General features: G+C 67.8%; 12 protein-coding genes. 10 read left to right on the top strand and 2 right to left on the bottom strand.

Features of this window, described 5'->3' with window-relative positions; all coding sequences use genetic code 11:
- The 3 genes from ACMZ91_RS18755 to tsaB all read left to right on the top strand — a co-directional run.
- On the top strand, positions 1-261 hold a 261-nt coding region (locus tag ACMZ91_RS18755; protein ID WP_495497671.1), incomplete at its 5' end, for an IS3 family transposase.
- A 174-nt stretch (positions 262-435) separates the two neighbouring features.
- The gene (yoaA, locus tag ACMZ91_RS18750; protein ID WP_149909239.1) at positions 436-2,484 is read left to right on the top strand and encodes a DNA repair helicase YoaA; all 2,049 of its coding nucleotides are present in this window, start codon (positions 436-438) and stop codon (positions 2,482-2,484) included.
- 9 nt (positions 2,485-2,493) lie between these two features.
- Complete coding sequence (gene tsaB / locus ACMZ91_RS18745; RefSeq protein ID WP_329893275.1) at positions 2,494-3,207, top strand: tRNA (adenosine(37)-N6)-threonylcarbamoyltransferase complex dimerization subunit type 1 TsaB; 714 nt, start codon at positions 2,494-2,496, stop codon at positions 3,205-3,207.
- 575 nt (positions 3,208-3,782) lie between these two features.
- Here tsaB and ACMZ91_RS18740 read toward each other — a convergent pair.
- Both ACMZ91_RS18740 and gshB read right to left on the bottom strand, forming a co-directional pair.
- Positions 3,783-4,667 carry an energy transducer TonB family protein gene (locus ACMZ91_RS18740; RefSeq protein WP_414577044.1) on the bottom strand — a complete coding sequence of 295 codons (885 nt, stop codon included), beginning with the start codon at positions 4,665-4,667 and terminating at the stop codon, positions 3,783-3,785.
- Positions 4,667-5,614 (bottom strand): glutathione synthase, encoded by a 948-nt coding sequence (gene gshB, locus ACMZ91_RS18735; protein ID WP_012511876.1) that lies wholly within the window; start codon positions 5,612-5,614, stop codon positions 4,667-4,669. The genes ACMZ91_RS18740 and gshB overlap by 1 nt, the downstream gene beginning before the upstream one ends.
- Positions 5,615-5,854: 240 nt before the next feature.
- Between gshB and pilG the strand changes: the two genes are divergently transcribed.
- From pilG to ACMZ91_RS18700, 7 genes are all read left to right on the top strand, one after another.
- Positions 5,855-6,256, top strand: coding sequence for a twitching motility response regulator PilG (gene pilG / locus ACMZ91_RS18730; protein ID WP_005418455.1), 402 nt, complete (start codon positions 5,855-5,857; stop codon positions 6,254-6,256).
- Positions 6,257-6,274: 18 nt separating this feature from the next.
- Positions 6,275-6,637 carry a response regulator gene (locus ACMZ91_RS18725; RefSeq protein WP_005410717.1) on the top strand — a complete coding sequence of 121 codons (363 nt, stop codon included), beginning with the start codon at positions 6,275-6,277 and terminating at the stop codon, positions 6,635-6,637.
- Positions 6,637-7,167: a chemotaxis protein CheW gene (locus ACMZ91_RS18720; protein WP_049400398.1), complete on the top strand. Its 531-nt coding sequence runs from the start codon at positions 6,637-6,639 to the stop codon at positions 7,165-7,167. Before ACMZ91_RS18725 ends, ACMZ91_RS18720 begins: the two co-directional genes overlap by 1 nt.
- Positions 7,168-7,208: 41 nt before the next feature.
- Positions 7,209-9,245, top strand: coding sequence for a methyl-accepting chemotaxis protein (locus ACMZ91_RS18715; RefSeq protein ID WP_414577047.1), 2,037 nt, complete (start codon positions 7,209-7,211; stop codon positions 9,243-9,245).
- A gap of 100 nt (positions 9,246-9,345) precedes the next feature.
- Positions 9,346-16,038: an Hpt domain-containing protein gene (locus ACMZ91_RS18710; RefSeq protein WP_414577049.1), complete on the top strand. Its 6,693-nt coding sequence runs from the start codon at positions 9,346-9,348 to the stop codon at positions 16,036-16,038.
- A complete protein-coding gene (locus ACMZ91_RS18705) occupies positions 16,025-17,365 on the top strand; it encodes a chemotaxis protein CheB (protein WP_414577050.1) in 1,341 nt (446 codons plus the stop codon). Before ACMZ91_RS18710 ends, ACMZ91_RS18705 begins: the two co-directional genes overlap by 14 nt.
- A complete protein-coding gene (locus ACMZ91_RS18700; RefSeq protein WP_049400402.1) occupies positions 17,362-17,826 on the top strand; it encodes a chemotaxis protein CheW in 465 nt (154 codons plus the stop codon). The genes ACMZ91_RS18705 and ACMZ91_RS18700 overlap by 4 nt, the downstream gene beginning before the upstream one ends.
- Positions 17,827-17,893: the final 67 nt, after the last annotated feature.

The raw sequence follows: 17,893 nt of genomic DNA, 5'->3' as shown, positions 1-17,893 counted from the left end.
AACTACCGGCACATGCTGGAAAAGCACTCGTTGAAACAAAGCATGTCCCGGCGCGGCAACTGCCTGGACAATGCGGCGATGGAAAGCTTCTTTGGGACGCTGAAGTCGGAATTCTTCTACCTGAACAGCTTTGACAGCATCGAGAGTCTGGAAGCTGGGCTGGTGGAATACATCCAGTACTACAACGAAGAGCGCATCAAACTGAAACTGAAAGGTCTGAGCCCGGTAAAGTACCGGGAGCAGGCCCAATCGGCCGCCTGACCCCGTCCAAGTCTCGGGGGTCACTTCAAGGACGGGTTTACGGCGTCCCCGCAAACCCACAGTCCCCCACCCAGCCCTCAGTGCAACCCAGAGCCATGACCGCTGTTACCGTTGCTTGTGCTCTGGCTTGAAACGGGTGCCGGGCAGCGCCCGGCCGGGTATCCTTTCCCTCTGATGTCCGACCTTGTCCATGCCAGCCGCGAAGCCCTCAGCGACGGCGGCGCGCTCGCCTCGCACCTGGATGCATTCGTCCCGCGTCCGGCACAGCTGCACCTGACCGAAGCCATCGCCGATGCGCTGCAGCAGCGTGATCTGCTGCTGGCCGAGGCCGGTACCGGCACCGGCAAGACGTTTGCCTATCTGGTGCCGGTGCTGCTGTCCGGGTTGCGCACCATCATCTCCACAGGCACCCGCGCGCTGCAGGACCAGCTCTACCACCGCGATCTGCCACGGGTGCGCCAGGCACTCGGGGTCGGCCTGCGCAGTGCGCTGCTGAAAGGGCGTGCGAACTACCTGTGCCGCTATCGCCTGCAGCAGGCGCGCGGCGAACCGCGGTTTTCCAGTCCCGAGCAGGCCGCGCAGTTCCAGCGCATCCTGGCCTGGTCCGGTCGCTCGGAGTTCGGTGACATCGCCGAGCTCGACGGGCTGGCCGACGACTCCCCATTGCTGCCGATGGTCACCTCCACCGTCGACAACTGCCTGGGCACCGATTGCCCGTTCTGGGATGACTGCTTCGTGGTGCGTGCGCGGCAGCGTGCACAGGCTGCCGATGTGGTGGTGGTCAACCATCACCTGCTGCTGGCCGATCTGGCCCTGAAGCAGGATGGCTTCGGTGAACTGCTGCCGGGCGCCCAGGCCTTCGTCATCGACGAGGCGCACCAGTTGCCCGAACTGGCCGCGCAGTTCTTCGGCGAGGGTTTTGGCATGCGCCCGTGGCAGGAGCTCGGGCGCGATTGCCTGGCTGAAGCACGCGGTGTGGGCGGCGCGCAGTCGGCGCTGCAGGAACCGGTCGACCAGTTGCAGCAGGCGCTGCTGGCGCTGCGTTCGGCGATGGAGGGACTGCCGCCGCGTGGCACGCAATGGCGCGCGCTGGCGATGCCACAGGTGCGCGACGGATTCGATACGGTGATGGCAGGGTTGGTGACCCTGGAGCAGGCATTGCAGCCGCTGCGCGAAGCGGCGGCGGGTCTGGATGCCTGTCATGCGCGGGCGCGCGAGGCGGTCTCGCGGCTCAGCCGCTGGCTGGGCGATGACGAACCCACTCTCGATTTCGACACCGATCCGTCGGAAGCGAGCAGTGCGGCCGATGTGCTCTGGTACGAGCTTACGCCGCGTGGTTTCCGTTGCCAGCGCACGCCGATGGATGTGTCCGGTCCGCTGCGTGAGCATCGCGAGCGCAGCCGTGCCGCGTGGATCTTCACTTCGGCAACGCTGACCGTGGGCGGTGGTTTCGATCACATCGCCACCCGCCTGGGCCTGGACGATCCGCACACGCTGGTGCAGCCAAGTCCGTTCAATTGGCCCGAGCAGGCGCTGTGCTACCTGCCCGAAGGCCTGCCCGATCCGGCGGCGCGCGGGTTTGGCACCGCGCTGATCCAGACCTTGCGGCCGGTGTTGCAGGCCTCGCAGGGCAGGGCCTTCCTGTTGTTCGCCTCGCACCGTGCATTGCGTGAGGCCGCCGAGGCATTGCGCGACGGGCCGTGGCCGTTGTTCGTGCAGGGTGAGGCGCCGCGTGCGACGCTGCTGCAGCGCTTCCGTGAATCGGGCAATGGCGTGCTGCTGGGCTCGGCCAGTTTCCGCGAGGGCGTGGATGTGGTCGGCGAAGCGCTGAGCGTGGTGATGATCGACAAGCTCCCGTTCGCGGCGCCGGACGATCCGGTGTACGAGGCGCGGCTGGAGGCGATCCGCAGCCAGGGCGGCAATCCGTTCCGCGACGAGCAGTTGCCGCAGGCGGTGATCGCATTGAAGCAGGGTGTCGGCCGCCTGATCCGCAGCGAGAGCGACCGTGGCGTGCTGGTACTGTGCGACCCGCGCCTGCTCAACCGGGGCTATGGCCGGGTCTTCCTCGATTCGCTGCCGCCGTTCCGGCGTACCCGCAGCCTGGCCGATGTGCAGGCCTTCTTTACGCCACAATGGGCGCCTGCGGCCGATGATGCGGCTGCCCCAGTCGCTGTTGCGACCGGCCCCGAGCCGGCGCCCGGTGCCACGTTCCCCTTGTTCTGACCCGATCCGATGAAACTGCTCGCCTTTGAAACCGCCACCGAAGCCTGTTCCGTTGCCCTGCATGTCGATGGGCAGGTGCTGGAACGCTTCGAGATCGCCCCGCGCCGGCACGCCGAACTGAGCCTGCCGTGGGCGGAGGCGCTGCTGGCCGAAGCCGGCATCAGCCGCCGCCAGCTGGACGGCATCGCGCTCAGCCGCGGCCCCGGCGCGTTCACCGGCGTGCGTCTTGCGATCGCGATTGCCCAGGGCATTGCGCTGGCCCTGGACCGTCCGCTGTTGCCGGTCTCGACGCTGCAGGTGCTGGCGTTGCGGGCACCGACGGAAGAAACGCAGATCCTGTCAGCGATCGATGCGCGGATGGGCGAACTCTACGTTGCCCGCTTCGAGCGCGTGGACGGCCTGCCGGTGGCGCGTGATGCTGAGCGCGTATGCGCACCCGCTGCGGTATCGCTGCCGGAAGGGCTGTCCGCTTACGGCGTTGGTACCGGGTTTGGTGCGGCCGAGGGCGCGCTTGTTACGCAGTTGGGCGCTGGCCTGCGCGGCGTTGATGCCACTGCGCTGCCGCGGGCATCGGACGTGCTTGCACTGGCGGTGCCGGCCTTCGCTCGTGGCGAAGCCATTGCACCGGAGAAGGTCGAGCCGGCGTACCTGCGTGACAACGTGGCACTGACCCTGGTCGAGCAGCAGGTCGCGCGCGAGGCGAAGGCGAAGGCCAACGGCTGAGCCCCTCGTGGCGGGGGGGGCGTAGATCAAAAGCCCTGGTTTGGCCGGGCGGGTGGGCTGCGCAGGGGGCGCTGCAAGTACGTCCCTGTAAGCTCGGTCGCCGCTTGCCCGTGTGCGCTGTCCTGCGCACACGGCAAGACCGGGGTTGGGCGTCCTGCCCAACCCGCCCAAGGCATGCCTCGGGCCCATGCGGCTCACGCCCCTGCGCAGCCCACCCGCCCGGCCTCTGACAGTTCCCGTGTGCGTCCGCCACGGAAAATCAAAAAAAGAAAAGTCAAAGTCAAAAGCGGGTCGCTTCGCTCGCATCCACGCGTGGCGTGGATGTGTGTCGACCAAGGTCGACACCTACCAATAGCAAAAATGCGCCGTGATCTGTCAAAGGTGGGGCGGTGTGGGCTTGCAGGACCGTTGGCGCCATGGATGGCGCCATCGAGCCCCCAGGGACGGGTTTACGGCGTGTCCTGCAAGCCCACACCGCCCCGCCAAACCCAAAGCCCAACCGCAGCTCTTGATCTTGCTGTTGCAGTTGCTTGGGCTTGCAGCGGGTCCCGGGCCGCAGGCCCGGGCAACAAACCCTACCGGTCGTCGTGCAGGGTGCCGCCCGGCAGGAACACCCACGTGCGGGTGACCTGCAGGATATCGATCTCATCCTCGGTCTTCGGCAACGGCGGGAATGGCTGCGCCAGCTTCACCACCCGCAGCGCCGCCTCATCCAGCAACGGCATCCCGCTCGAACGCAGGATCCGGCTGCTTTCCACGCTGCCATCGCGGCGCACACCCACGCTGATCACCACCTGGCCACCCAGGCGGCGCTGCCGGGCCTCGTCCGGGTAGTTCAGGTTGCCGACGCGCTCGGCGCGATCGACCCAGGCACGCAGGTAGTTGGCATAGGCATATTCGCGCGTGCTGGCCGACACGAACTTGCGGTTTGGGCGCTTGGCGTACTGCGCCGAGCGCAGATGGACTTCAGCGGCCAGGCGGGCCATTTCCACATCGCGCTGCTCGCGTGCGCTCAAGGGCGCATCCGGTTCGGGCTGATCCGGCGTGGGCCGGGACTGCGCCTGCGCGAACACTTCTTCGCCATTGCGGCTGCTGACCACCCGGGCCTGCGGCGGCGGAACCGGTGCGGCCGATTGCTGCTGCTGCGGAATCGGGCTGATTCCGGACTGGGCCTGCGGCACGATGCCGGCCTGGTTGTCACGCGGACGCTGTGCGCGGTCGTGTTCGCCACCGCCTTCCTGGTTGGCTGCGGCCAGGAAATCAGCCTGCTTCGGCGTCAGTGCGGTGCGGGTCTGGCTGAAGATCACTTCCAGCGTCGGCACCAGCGGCGCATCGCCCTTCACGGCGAAGCCCACGCCCAGGATCAGCAGGGCGTGGACCAGCACCGACAGCGCGATGGTCGCCCCCAGCCGTTGCGCTTCGCGCGGCGGCGGGGGCAGTACGGCAGGTGCGGCAGACATCAGCGCAGGCCGGCCTCGAGTGCGTCGAACAGGGTGCCGGCGATGTTCAGCCCGTACTGTGCGTCCAGTTCGCGCACGCAGGTCGGGCTGGTCACGTTGACCTCGGTCAGGTAATCACCGATCACGTCCAGGCCGACGAAACGCATGCCACGACGCTTCATCTCCGGCCCGACCTGGGCGGCGATCCAGCGGTCGCGCTCGCTCAGCGGGCGGCCTTCACCGCGGCCACCGGCGGCCAGATTGCCGCGGAATTCATCACCCTGCGGGATGCGCGCCAGGCAGTAGTCGACGGGTTCGCCATCGACCAGCAGGATGCGCTTGTCGCCGGCGGTGATGTCGGGGATGAACTTCTGTGCCAGCGCCATCCTGTGGCCACCGTCGGTCAGGGTTTCCAGGATCACATTCAGGTTCGGATCGCCCTGGCCGCTGCGGAAGATCGAGCGGCCGCCCATGCCATCCAGCGGCTTCAGAACCGCCTGGCCGTGTTCCAGGGCAAAGGCCTTCAGCGCCTTGGCGTCGCGGCTGACCAGGGTCGGCGGGCAGCACTGCGGGAACAGCAGGGCGGCCAGCTTCTCGTTGTAGTCGCGCAGGCCCTGCGGGTTGTTGACCACGCAGGCACCGGCAGCGGCGGCCACGTCCAGCACCTGGGTGTCGTAGATGTACTCGGCGTCGACCGGCGGGTCCTTGCGCATCAGCACGATCTGGCCGGGACCGAACTCGGTACGGCTGAACGCGCCCAGCTCATACCAGCCGGCCGGGTCGTCGCGCACCTGCAGCGGTGCGGTCTGGGCCACCGCCACGCCACCTTCCAGGGCCAACCCGCCCGGGCGCACGTAGTGCAGGGCATGGCCGCGGCGCTGGGCTTCCAGCAACATGGCGAAGGTGGTGTCCTTGGCGATCTTGATGTGGGCGATGGGGTCCATCACCACGATGACGTTCAACGGCATGGGCGCACCTGTCTGGCAAGGCGTTGATGGTAGCGGCAACGCCGGTCGCGCGCCTCCCTGCCGTACTGCAACGCAGCGTCCGCCCGGCGGTCGCGCACGCATTGCGAAACCCGTCACGTTCAGGAGGGTGCCATGCCCCGCGCCATGGGGCGGCCTTGAAGCGGGCGCGGAAAGTGCGATATAGATACGCTTTCGTAGCGGCCCCCGCCAGAGATCGGGCCGTGCGCTTGGGGATAGGCAATGACTGAAAACACGACTGCGGGCGGGGAACTCGCAGGACTCCGGGTGATGGTCATCGATGATTCGAAGACCATCCGCAGGACTGCGGAAACGCTGCTCAAGCGCGAAGGTTGCGAGGTGGTCACCGCCACCGACGGCTTCGAAGCGCTTGCGAAGATCGCAGACCAGCAACCGCAGATCATCTTCGTCGACATCATGATGCCGCGCCTGGACGGCTACCAGACCTGTGCGCTGATCAAGGGCAACCAGCTGTTCAAGGCGACCCCGGTCATCATGCTGTCGTCCAAGGATGGCCTGTTCGACAAGGCGCGGGGACGCATCGTCGGCTCGGAGCAGTACCTGACGAAGCCTTTCACGCGTGAAGAACTGCTGGGTGCCATCCGCACATACGTCAACGCCTGACCAGGGGGGAAAGGCACAATGGCTCGTATCGTTCTGATCGAGGATTCACCGACCGACCGCGCGGTGTTCACCCAGTGGCTGCGCCGTGCCGGCCATGAGGTGCTGGAAGCGGACAACGCCGAGGATGGACTGCAGCTGGTCCGCGACCAGGTGCCGCAGCTGGTGCTGATGGACGTGGTCCTGCCCGGCATGAGCGGCTTCCAGGCCACCCGTGCGATGGCCCGTGATGCGGCGATCAAGCACATCCCGGTGATCATCGTCAGCACCAAGGCGATGGAAACCGACAAGGCATGGGGACTGCGCCAGGGCGCAGCCGATTACATCGTCAAGCCGCCGCGCGAGGATGAACTGATCGCGCGGATCAACGAACTGGTGGCCTGATGCGCTCGCCCTTCGACATCCTCGAAGCCTATGAACGGCGCAGCCTGGCCCATGCGGTGCAGCTGCCCGAGCGGCAGTTCGCGCAGGACCTCTGGCGTGGCGTGGGCTACCGCGTCGGCCAGCGCCGGCTGGTATCCGATTTCCGCGAAGTGGTGGAAATCGTGCCGATGCCGCCGGTGACCCCGGTGCCGTGCGCGCAGCCGTGGCTGCTGGGCGTGGGCAACCTGCGCGGCAACCTGTTCCCGGTGGTCGACCTGAAGTACTTCCTGGAAGGCACGCGTACCGTGCAGCAGGAAGGCCAGCGCGTGCTGATCATGCGCCAGTCGGGTGGCGACGTCGCGCTGACCATCGATGAACTGTTCGGCCAGCGCAGCTTCGAACTGGACCAGCAGATCGCGGCCGGCACGCTGGCCGAAGGACGTTACGGCCACTTCGTCGATCGCGCCTTCCACGCCGACGGCCACGACTGGGGCGTGTTCTCGCTCTCGCTGCTGTCGCGTACCCCTGAATTCCGGCAAGCCGCGGCCTGAGGCCGGGCATCGCCCCCTGCATTGAAGATCGAGGTTGAACGATGAGTACTGCTTCGGACGCCACCAAGACCGGCAAGCTGCGGCTGGGCGGCAGCAACCTCTGGTTGTTCCTGCTGCTGGCATCGATGATCCTGTTCGGCGTCAACACCGGCGTCGCCACCTGGCAGGGCAGTCGCCTGGCCGATGCCGGCTCCAAGGCGGCCGATCTGCAGGTGCTGTCACAGCAGCTGGCCAACCAGGGCCGTGATGCGGTGGGCGGCAACGCGCAGGCGTTCACCGCCTTCAAGGCGACCCGCAACGCGATCGAACAGAACGTGTCGACCCTGCAGGGGCGCTACGGCAAGGAGCCGGGCGTGTCGGGTGCGATCGCCACCCTGGCCGAAACCTGGGCGCCGCTGGGCAAGCAGGCCGGGCAGCTGGTCGCCAGTGAACCGGCGGTGCTGGCGCTGGCCGGCAATGCCAACAACTTCACCGGCGCGGTGCCGGGCCTGCAGGCCCAGCTGAACGAGCTGGTGCGTGCGATGTCCGCCTCGGGCGCGCCGTCGTCGCAGGTGTACAGCGCCCTGCAGCAGGTGGTGGTGGCCGGCTCCATGGCCCGTCGCGTGACCGAAATGCGCGCCGGTGGCAGCGCCGCAGCGACGTCCGGCGATGCACTGGCACGCGACATCACCGTGTTCTCGCAGGTGCTCGACGGCCTGCGCAACGGCAACGAGGAACTGGGCATCACCGCCGTGCGCGGTGCCGCCGCCGTCGCCGCACTGGAGCAGTCGCAGCAGAAGTGGGAAGCGATGAAGCAGGACGCTGACGCGATCCTGGCCAGCTCGCGCCAGCTGTTCGCGGCGCAGTCCGCCGCCACCGCGCTGGGCCAGGGTTCGGCCCACATGCTGGATGACAGCCGCAAGCTGTTCGACGCGTTCTCCTCGTTCGGCTCGGTGTCTGACACCCGCCTGTTCCCGAACTTCTGGATCGGTGTGGTCTCCGGTGCGCTGTCGCTGATCGCGATCATCGGCTTCGTCTCCACCAACGTGCGCAGCCGCTCGCGCGAGCAGGAACTGCGCTACCAGACACAGGTGGAATTCAACAGCCGCAACCAGCAGGCGATCATGCGGTTGCTGGACGAAATCTCCTCGCTGGGTGAGGGCGACCTGACCGTGAAGGCCTCGGTGACCGAGGACATGACCGGCGCCATCGCCGACGCGATCAACTACGCGGTGGACGAGCTGCGCCACCTGGTGACCACCATCAACGACACCTCGGCCAAGGTCGCGCTGTCCACCCAGGAAACCCAGGCCACCGCCATGCAGCTGGCAGAGGCGGCGGGCCACCAGGCCAACCAGATCACCTCGGCCTCGGACCGCATCGGTGAAATCGCGGCGAGCATCGAACAGGTGTCGCGCAACTCGGCCGAGTCGGCCGACGTGGCACAGCGCTCGGTGGTGATCGCTGCCGAAGGTGCCGGCGTGGTGCGCGAGACCATCCAGGGCATGGACCAGATCCGTGACCAGATCCAGGAAACCTCCAAGCGCATCAAGCGCCTGGGCGAGTCGTCGCAGGAAATCGGCTCGATCGTGGAACTGATCAACGACATTTCCGAGCAGACCAACATCCTGGCATTGAACGCAGCGGTGCAGGCGGCTTCGGCCGGTGAAGCGGGCCGCGGTTTCGCGGTCGTGGCCGACGAAGTGCAGCGCCTGGCAGAACGCACCTCGGGCGCAACCCGACGCATCGAGAACCTGGTGCAGGCGATCCAGGCCGATACCAACGAAGCGGTCACCTCGATGGAACAGACCACCGCCGAAGTGGTGTCCGGTGCACGCCTGGCCGAGGACGCCGGCACCGCACTGACCGAAATCGAGCGCGTGTCCAATGCACTGAACACCCTCATCAAGAACATCTCCATCGCCGCCCAGCAGCAGTCGGCTGCGGCCTCGGACATCACCCGCACCATGGGCGTGATCCGGCAGATCACCGGCCAGACCTCGCAGGGTGCCGGGCAGACCGCCGAATCGATCGGTCACCTCGCGCAGCTGGCGGCCGACCTGCGTCGTTCGGTCGCCGACTTCAAGCTGCCGGCGTGACGCGGGCAGGGCGGCGAGCAAGGAACCAGTCGATGAAGCATTTCCATTCCCCACGCCAGAACTCGCGCGGCTTCCGCGCGGCGGCGAACGGAGCGCGTCCATGAGCAGTCTGCGCGATGCGATGAGCCACGCAGCGCTGGGCTGGGTCAAGCCCGAGCTGGACGAGACCCTGCGCCAGGTGCGCAACGAGGTCGAGTACTACGCGGAAGACCCGGCCGATGCCAGCCGCATGCGCATCTGCGCCGGCTACCTGCACCAGGTGCAGGGCACCCTGCGCATGGTCGAGCTGTACGCCCCGGCGATGGTGGCCGAGGAGCTGGAGCAACTGGCCAATGCCATCGGCGCCGGTAGCGTGGCTGATCGGGATGAAGCCTGCGCGACCCTGATGCGCGGTAGCGTGCTGCTGCCCGATTACCTGGAGCGCCTGCAGAACGGTCACCGCGATATTCCGATCGTGCTGATGCCGCTGCTCAACGAGATCCGCGCCGCGCGAGGCGAAGAAGGCGTGCATGACAGCGTGCTGCTGGCGTTTGCGCCGGACAGTGTCAGCGCCACCGAGGCTGAGCTGGACCATGCCCGCGGCAGCCTGAGCGGGCGCAACCGCGAGCTGCTGGATACGGTCGGCAGCGCGGTGAAGGAAGAACTGCTGCGCATCAAGGATGCGCTGGACCTGCACCTGCGTACTGGCGGTGCGCCCGAACAGCTGGAGACCCAGGCCAACGAACTTGGCGCCGTGGCCGATACGCTGGGCATGATGGGCCTGGGCGTGGCCCGTGGCGTGGTCGTGCAGCAGCGCGACGCGCTGCGTGGCGTGGTCGAGGGTCGCCAGCAGATCGATGAGAACCTGCTGCTGGATATCGCCGGCGCACTGCTGTACGTGGATGCCTCGCTGGACGACCAGGTGGCCCATCTGGGCGCCGGTGGCAGTGGCGAGGACGATCCGAGCGCGGTCGAGAACCGGCGCACCGTGGAAGTGCTGGCGCATGAAGCCATCGCCAACTTCGCGGCGGCCCGTGAGCATTTCGTCGCTTTCATTGAAACCAGCTGGAACCATGCCGAGCTGCAGGACGTGCCGCGCCTGCTGGGCGATGTGTCCGGTGCGCTGCGCATGCTCGACCTGAACACCGCCGCCGATTACCTGCGCGGTGTGCAGCAGTACATCGAAGCCGAGCTGATCGGTCGCCAGCGCGTGCCCAGTGGCCGCCAGCTGGACACCCTGGCCGATGCCATGGCCAGCCTGGAGTACTACCTCGAGGCTCTGCGCGACCGCCGCCCGGGTCGCGAGGACATCCTCGACATCACCCGCAGCAGCCTTGAAGCGCTGCGCTATTGGCCGTTGCCGGACCGCAATGCGGTGGAGCCTGTTGCCGCCGCGCCGATTCCGTTCGCATCGCTGCTGGTGGACCGCGAGCCGATCGCGCTGCAGGCCGAGCCGCTGCAGCCGGAGCCCATCGAGATTCCGGTGCAGCCGGCCGCGCCCGCCGCCGGCACGGTGCCGGTACCGCTGCCGGACTTCACCTTCGATCCGCCACCGGCCGCGCCTGCACCGGAGGTGGTGGACAACCGCCTGATGTTCGGGGCGCTGGGGAGTGTCGCCTCCACACCGCTGTCGCTGCATGACGACGCGGATGCACCGCTGGTCTTCGCCGCGTCCAGCGCGCCTGCGCCCGAGGTACCGCAATGGGATCTCGCACCGTTCCATCCGGACTCCGAGCCGACCGCGAGTGCCGAAGACGAGCGCAGTCCGACCTTCGCCAGCTTCGACCCGGTCAGTTTCGAACGGGCCGAAACCAGCGTGGAACCGGCGCCGCAGTGGACACTGTCGGAGGCAACACCGCCGGCATTGGCCGATGTGGCTGTGATGGATGTCGAGGACGACGTCGACGCGTCGGTGCCCTTTGACACCGCTGACGTTGCCGCGCCCGTGTTCGACCCGGTGGCTGCCGAGCACGATGTGGTCGCCGCCGGTGACGACGTGGTGTTCCGTTTCGACGCCGATGCGCTGGACAATGCCGACGACGTGCTGTCGCTGCACGCAATGGAGACGCTGTCGCTGGACGACGACGCCGGATTGCACCCGGCGCTGGAGATCGTCGATCCCGCTGCACCCGTGCGGGTGGACGAAAGCCCTGTGGTTGCCGAAGCGGACGCGGTTCCGGCGGATGTGCAGGAGGACGTGCCCGCGCCGATGGCCGAGGTGCTGACGCCGGTCTCCGATGCACCGGCACCGGCGGTGTCGGTGATTGATATCGACACCATCGCGCCCATCGACTTCAGCGAAGCCGACGCGCAGTTCTTCGCCGAGCTGAGCGCCGCGGCGGCCGATTTCAATCCGCTGGCCATGGCGGCTCCGCCCGCTGCGGACATCCCGGTCGTGGCCGGCACCGAGACCGGCTTCGAGGCCGGCTTCGACGACGATGCCGAGAACATCGACGAGGACATCCGCGAGGTGTTCCTGGAAGAGTTCGACGACGAGCTGGCCAACCTGGGCACGCTGCTGCCGGCATGGCACATGCAGCTGGACAACATGGACCGGCTGCGGCCGATCCGCCGCATCTTCCACACCCTCAAAGGCAGTGGCCGCCTGGTGGGTGCACGCACCCTGGGCGAGTTCGCCTGGAAGATCGAAGGCATGCTCAATCGCGTGCTCGATGGCAGTCGCCCGGCGACTCCGGCGGTGCTGGCGATGGTCGACAACGCCCATGCCGCGCTGCCGCAGCTGAACGCCGCGCTGCGCCATGGCCAGCGCATCAGCGTGGACCTGCAGGCGATGCAGGCCATTGCCGATCGGGTCGGTGCCGGCGAGGAGACCTTCTACGTGCCGTTGCCGGCTGCGGCCGCACCGGCAGCGACACTGGCCGAGTCCGAAGGCGAAGACGAAATCAGCCGACTGCTGGAAGCCGAGGCCGCTGCGTCGGCGCAGGCCGATGCCACGGCGGTGGCGGAAGACGCCGGTACCCCGGCCAACATCGACAGCGTACTGCGCGAGATCCTCGAGGCCGAGGTCGAAGTCCACCAGGCGACCCTGCAGGAATGGCTGCGTTCGGCGCAGCAGGCACCGCAGCCGGTCAGCGACGCACTGCTGCGTGCGGTGCACACCATGAACGGCGCCTTCGCGATGACCGAAGTGCCGGAAATCACGGCGGTCACCGGCGGTGCCGAGTCCTACATCAAGCGCGCCCTGGCCGCCGACGTGGTGCCTGGCGACGAGGGCGTAGCCGCACTGGATGCGACCGCGCAGGCGATCACCGCGACCATGGAAGCGCTGCAGGCCGAACAGCCGCGGATTGTTCCGCAGGGCGCGTTGGTGCAGCGGCTGCAGGCATTGGCCGGCGAGCTGCCGGAAGCGCGCTGGCCGCTGTTCGCGCTGGAAGACGAGGACGAAGAGGGCGTCGAGCTGGCGCCTGATGCCGAGCAGGCATCCGCGGCCGAAGCGCCGCTGGCCGGGCTGGACACGCTGGACGAAACCAGCATGCAGTCCGCTTTCGATGCGGCGACCGATCTCATTGCCGAGCCGCAGTCGCATGCCGAAGATGCGCTGGAACCGGTTCCAGCTGCAACCGGGCTGGAGGCGCTGGACGTCGCAGCCGACAGCGGCCTGGACGTGGGTGAGCTGACCGCCAGCGACGATCTTTCGCGTTACTTCGACGCCGGCTGGCCGTCGGTTCCGGGCGAAGGTGAACCTGCCTCAGACGACACCGGCGCGATTGAATCGATCCAGCCGATTGAAAGTGCGCCTGATGTTGCCCAGGACGAATCAGATGCCGTGCCGGCGATCGCGACGGTCGACGACGCTGACCTGACCATGGCGGACGATCTGTCGCCGTACCTCGACGCCAGTGCGCTGCCGGTGGATGACCGCGACGCGGAAGAGTTGCCGGTGTCTGCGGAAGTTGACGCGATCGACCTGAATACGCCGTTGCCGTTTGATTCGGACAGTGACGATGACAACGTCATTGACGACGCTGCTGCACTGCCACTCGACAGCGAGCTGTCGAGCCTGCAGGATGAAATGGCTGTGCCGGGTTTTGCAGAACCAGTCACGCTGGCAGCCGCGCTCGAGGCCGGCCTGCACGTGATCGAGGAGGAGCAGACCCTGGACGACGACGGGCAATGGCCCGTGATCGGCCTCCAGGCCAGCGAACTCGCGCCGGGTGAGGCAGATGCCTTTGCCGAGGATGCGGACGTCGGCGGGGAGGCGGCGGTCGGTGAAGGAGAGAGCGCCGATCAGCCGTCCCCGGCGACGGTGATTGAGGAGATCACCGCGGAGGCGCCGCAGGGCGGCACTGCTGCGGTGCGCTTCTTCGAAATGGAAGACGCACCGGGCCAGGGTACGGTCGATGCCGATGCACAGGTTGCAGCGACCGACATCGTGCCGCGTGCGCCGCACCACGAGCAGGCACCTGTTGAGGCGGATGCCGAAGACGGCACCGATGCACTCGACTTCAGCGTGTACGACCGCGAACTGGTCGATATCTTCGTCGAGGAAGGCAAGGACCTGCTCGACCACTGCGATGGCCTGATCAGCGAACTGCGCGATGCGCCGCAGGACCGCGAGGTACTGGCCGGCCTGCAGCGTGATCTGCACACCCTGAAGGGTGGCGCACGCATGGCTGGCATCAACGCCATCGGCGACCTTGGCCACAGCATCGAATCGCTGCTGGAGGCGGTGGCCGCGGGCCGTACCGAGATCGAGCGCCGCGACGTGCAGTTGCTGGAGCGTGGGTTCGATCGCCTGCACCAGCTGCTCACCCGCACCGGCGCGCACCGCGTGGTGGAGCCGGCGCAGGATCTGGTCGAAGCCTTCGAGGTCCGCACCACCATCGATATCGCCGCAGCCGCTGCGGCCGCGCGTGCGGCCAGCGAGATCGAGACCGTGCCCGCACAGGCCGCGGGCCCACTGGCGGCCCCGATCGAAGCGCCGCTGTCGGCTCCGCTTCCGGCCGAGGGCGTGATCGATGAAGATCCGCTGGCGCGTCCGCAGCAGGAGCAGGTGCGCGTGCGTGCCGACCTGCTCGACCGCCTGGTCAACCATGCCGGTGAAGTGGCGATCTACCGCTCGCGGCTTGAACAGCAGCTGGGTGCCTTCCGTGGTGCCATGGGCGAACTGGAGCGCACCAATGCGCGACTGCGCGACCAGCTGCGGCGACTCGACCTGGAAACCGAGGCGCAGATCGTCGCCCGCTACCAGCGCGAGCAGGACCAGGCCGACCAGAAGTTCGATCCGCTGGAGCTGGACCGCTTCTCCACCCTGCAGCAGCTCAGCCGTGCGCTGAACGAGTCGGCGGCCGACCTGGGTGGCCTGCAGGGCGTGCTGGACGATCTGTCGCGCCAGTACGATTCGCTGCTGCAGCAACAGTCGCGCGTCAGCTCCGAGCTGCAGGATGGCCTGATGCGCGCGCGCATGGTGCCGTTCGATGGCCTGGTGCCGCGCCTGCGCCGCGTGGTCCGCCAGTCCGGCATGGATACCGGCAAGCAGGTCCACCTGACCCTGGAAGGAACCCACGGCGAACTGGACCGCAACGTCCTGGACCGCATGGTCGCGCCGCTGGAACACATGCTGCGCAACTCCGTGGCCCATGGCCTGGAAGCGCCGGAACAGCGCCGCGCCGCCGGCAAGCCGGAGGAGGGCGAGATCGCCATCCGCCTGCACCGCGAAGGTTCGGAAATCGTGCTGGAAGTGGCCGATGACGGTGCTGGCCTGGACCGCGAGGCGATCCGCCGCCGCGCCATCGACCGTGGCCTGCTGGCCGCCGATGCGCAGCCGAACGAGCAGGAGCTGGACAACCTGATCTTCGCGTCCGGCTTCACCACCGCCGACCAGGTCAGCCAGCTGGCCGGTCGTGGCGTGGGCATGGACGTGGTGCGCAACGAAGTGCGCCAGCTCGGTGGCTCGGTCGACATCCAGTCGGTGCGGGGCCAGGGCGTGCGCTTCACCCTTCGCTTGCCGCAGACGCTGGCCGTCACCCAGGCGGTGTTCGTGCAGATCGGCGAAACCACCTTCGCGGTGCCGGTGGCCTCGGTCAGTGGTATCGGCCGCCTGTCGCGCGAGCGTTTCGAAGCCGCCGACAGCAGCTACCGTTACAGCGGCGAAGACTATCCGCTGTACGACCTCGGCAGCCTGGTCGGGCAGGCCCCGGCGCGTGCCGATGGCCAGGACCAGGTGCCGCTGCTGCTGGTCCGTGCCGGTGATCTGCGTGCCGCCGTGGCGATCGACCAGGTGCTGGGCAACCGCGAAATCGTGGTCAAGCCGGTCGGCCTGCAGATCGCGTCGGTGCCGGGCATCTACGGCGCGACCATCACCGGCGATGGCCGCGTGGTGGTGATCCTGGACGTGGCGCCGCTGGTGCGCCGCTTCCTCGCCAACCCGACGCTGCCTGTGCTGGCCAACGCACCGCGCCAGGAGCGCCAGGTGCCGCTGGTGATGGTGGTCGACGACTCGCTGACGATGCGCAAGGTCACCGGCCGCATCCTCGAACGCCACAACTTCGAGGTCAGCGTCGCCCGCGACGGCGTGGAAGCGCTGGAACGCCTGGAAGAGCGCGTGCCGGACCTGATGCTGCTGGATATCGAGATGCCGCGCATGGATGGCTACGAGCTCGCCACCGCGATGCGTGCCGACCCGCGCTACAGGGACGTGCCGATCGTGATGATCACTTCGCGCAGCGGTGACAAGCACCGCCAGCGCGCCTTCGAGATCGGTGTCCAGCGTTACCTGGGCAAGCCGTACCAGGAACTGGACCTGATGCGTAACGTGTACGACCTGCTGGGGATCGCCCGTGTCCGTGAGTGAAACCCAAGCGGCTCCGGCCGTGGCCCTGCTGGCCCGTCCCGGCGCGGCGCGTGAGCGCCTGCGTGAGGCGTTGTCGCACGCCGATGTGCAGCTGGTGCTGGAAGATGATCCCAACACGCTGGAGGCGCGGGTCCTGCAGGAGGCGCGCCCACAGTTCGTGGTGATCGCGCTGGAAGCCGCCATCGAGGACGCCTTGGAGCGCCTGGAAGCGGTGCTGTCCGCACCGGGTCTGACCCTGGTCTTCGACGAGGCCGAACTGGCTGCACGTCGTGATGGCTGGGAGGCTCAGCGCTGGGGCCGTCATCTGGCCGCCAAGCTGCATGGCCACCAGCAGGTGTTGCCGCCGGGGGCCGAAGAAGAACCCAGCCTGCGGTTGGAGCCGGGCCACCCGGCACCGGCACCGGCGCCGCAGGAAGAAGCGCTGCAGCCGCACCTGGAGCAGGCATTGAGCTGGGCCGACGAGGTCCCCGCTGACACTCTGTACTCGCCGCCTGTACAGCTGCACGAACCGATCGCGCTGGAACAGGCGCTGGCGGCCTTGCAGCCGGTGGTGCCTGAGCGGCTGGAGGCCCCCGCACTGCCGTCGCTGGCAGAGACCGCGTCCGCAGCACCGCCGCTACCGCCGGTCTCCTTCGACCACACCGCCTGGTCGCTGGTCGAGGACGAGGCCGATGCCTCGGCAACCGCTCCGCACCACGCTGCGGTGGAGGCTCCGCTGCCTTCCTTCGATACCGGTCATCTGAGTCTGGTCGATCTGGATGCCGCAGCGCCCGTGGGCGCACGCGCCGGATCGCTGCTGGTGCTGGCCGGCATCGGTGGCCCGGATGCGCTGCGTCGCCTGCTCGGCGCGCTGCCGCCTTCGCTGAGCGTGCCCGTCCTGGTGCACATGCGCCTGGATGGCGGGCGCTACGGCAACCTGGTCAAGCAGATGGCACGCGTGTCGCCGTTGCCGGTGCAGCTGGCTGAAGCCGGCCAGCGTGCAACTCCGGGTGAAGTGCACGTGCTGGCCGATGACATCGGCGTGCAGGCAGCCAGTGACGGCCTGCATTTCGTCAGCGACGCGCAGGGCATTGCGATTGCCGCGCTGCCAGCTGACCACACCGCGCTGGTCCTGCTCAGCGGCGCTGACCTTGCGCATGTTGGTCCGGCGCTGGATCTGGCCGCCGCCGGTGCATGGGTGGCCGGTCAGGTGGGCGAGGGCTGCTACGACCCGGCTGCGGCCACGGCGGTGGTTGCTGCCGGCATGGTGGCCGGTGAACCGCAGGAACTGGCGCAGGCGATTGCCGCGCGCTGGGGTGAGCAGGACGACAACGGAGAAGCACCATGAGCTATGCCAGCAATGACGAAATCCGTGGCGTCCTGATCCAGGCCGGCAACGCGCGCGTGCTGCTGCCCAATGCCACCGTGGCCGAAATGATGTCGCGCGTGCCGGTGCAGCCGGTCTCCGATGCGCCGCGCTGGCTGGTCGGCAAGATCGGCTGGCATGGCTGGCAGGTGCCGCTGGTGTCGTTCGCACGTCTTTCGGGACTGGGCGAAGAAGCCGTGGGCGGCCACAACAAGGTGGTGGTGCTGAAGGCCCTCAGCGGCAACGCGCAACGCCCGTACTACGCCCTGCTGACGCAGAACTTCCCGCAGCTGATTTCGGTGCCGCGCGACGGCCTGCTGGCTGACGCCTCGGAAGAAACCCTGCCGGACATCGTGCACATGCGTGTGCTGCTGGGCGAGCAGAGCGCGCTGCTGCCGAACCTGGACGCGCTGGAAGCCGCCCTGGATTCGCTGGCGGCCTGATCGGACATCCGCCGGGCATTTTGAATTCCTGGTAGTGCCGGCCGCTGGCCGGCATCCACGGAATCAT

This window comes from Stenotrophomonas sp. FR024 (assembly GCF_047500745.2).
GTDB classification, from domain to species: Bacteria; Pseudomonadota; Gammaproteobacteria; order Xanthomonadales; family Xanthomonadaceae; genus Stenotrophomonas; species Stenotrophomonas maltophilia_A.
Note: the sequence above shows the minus strand (reverse complement) of the source record. Positions and strands in the feature narration are given on the sequence as shown.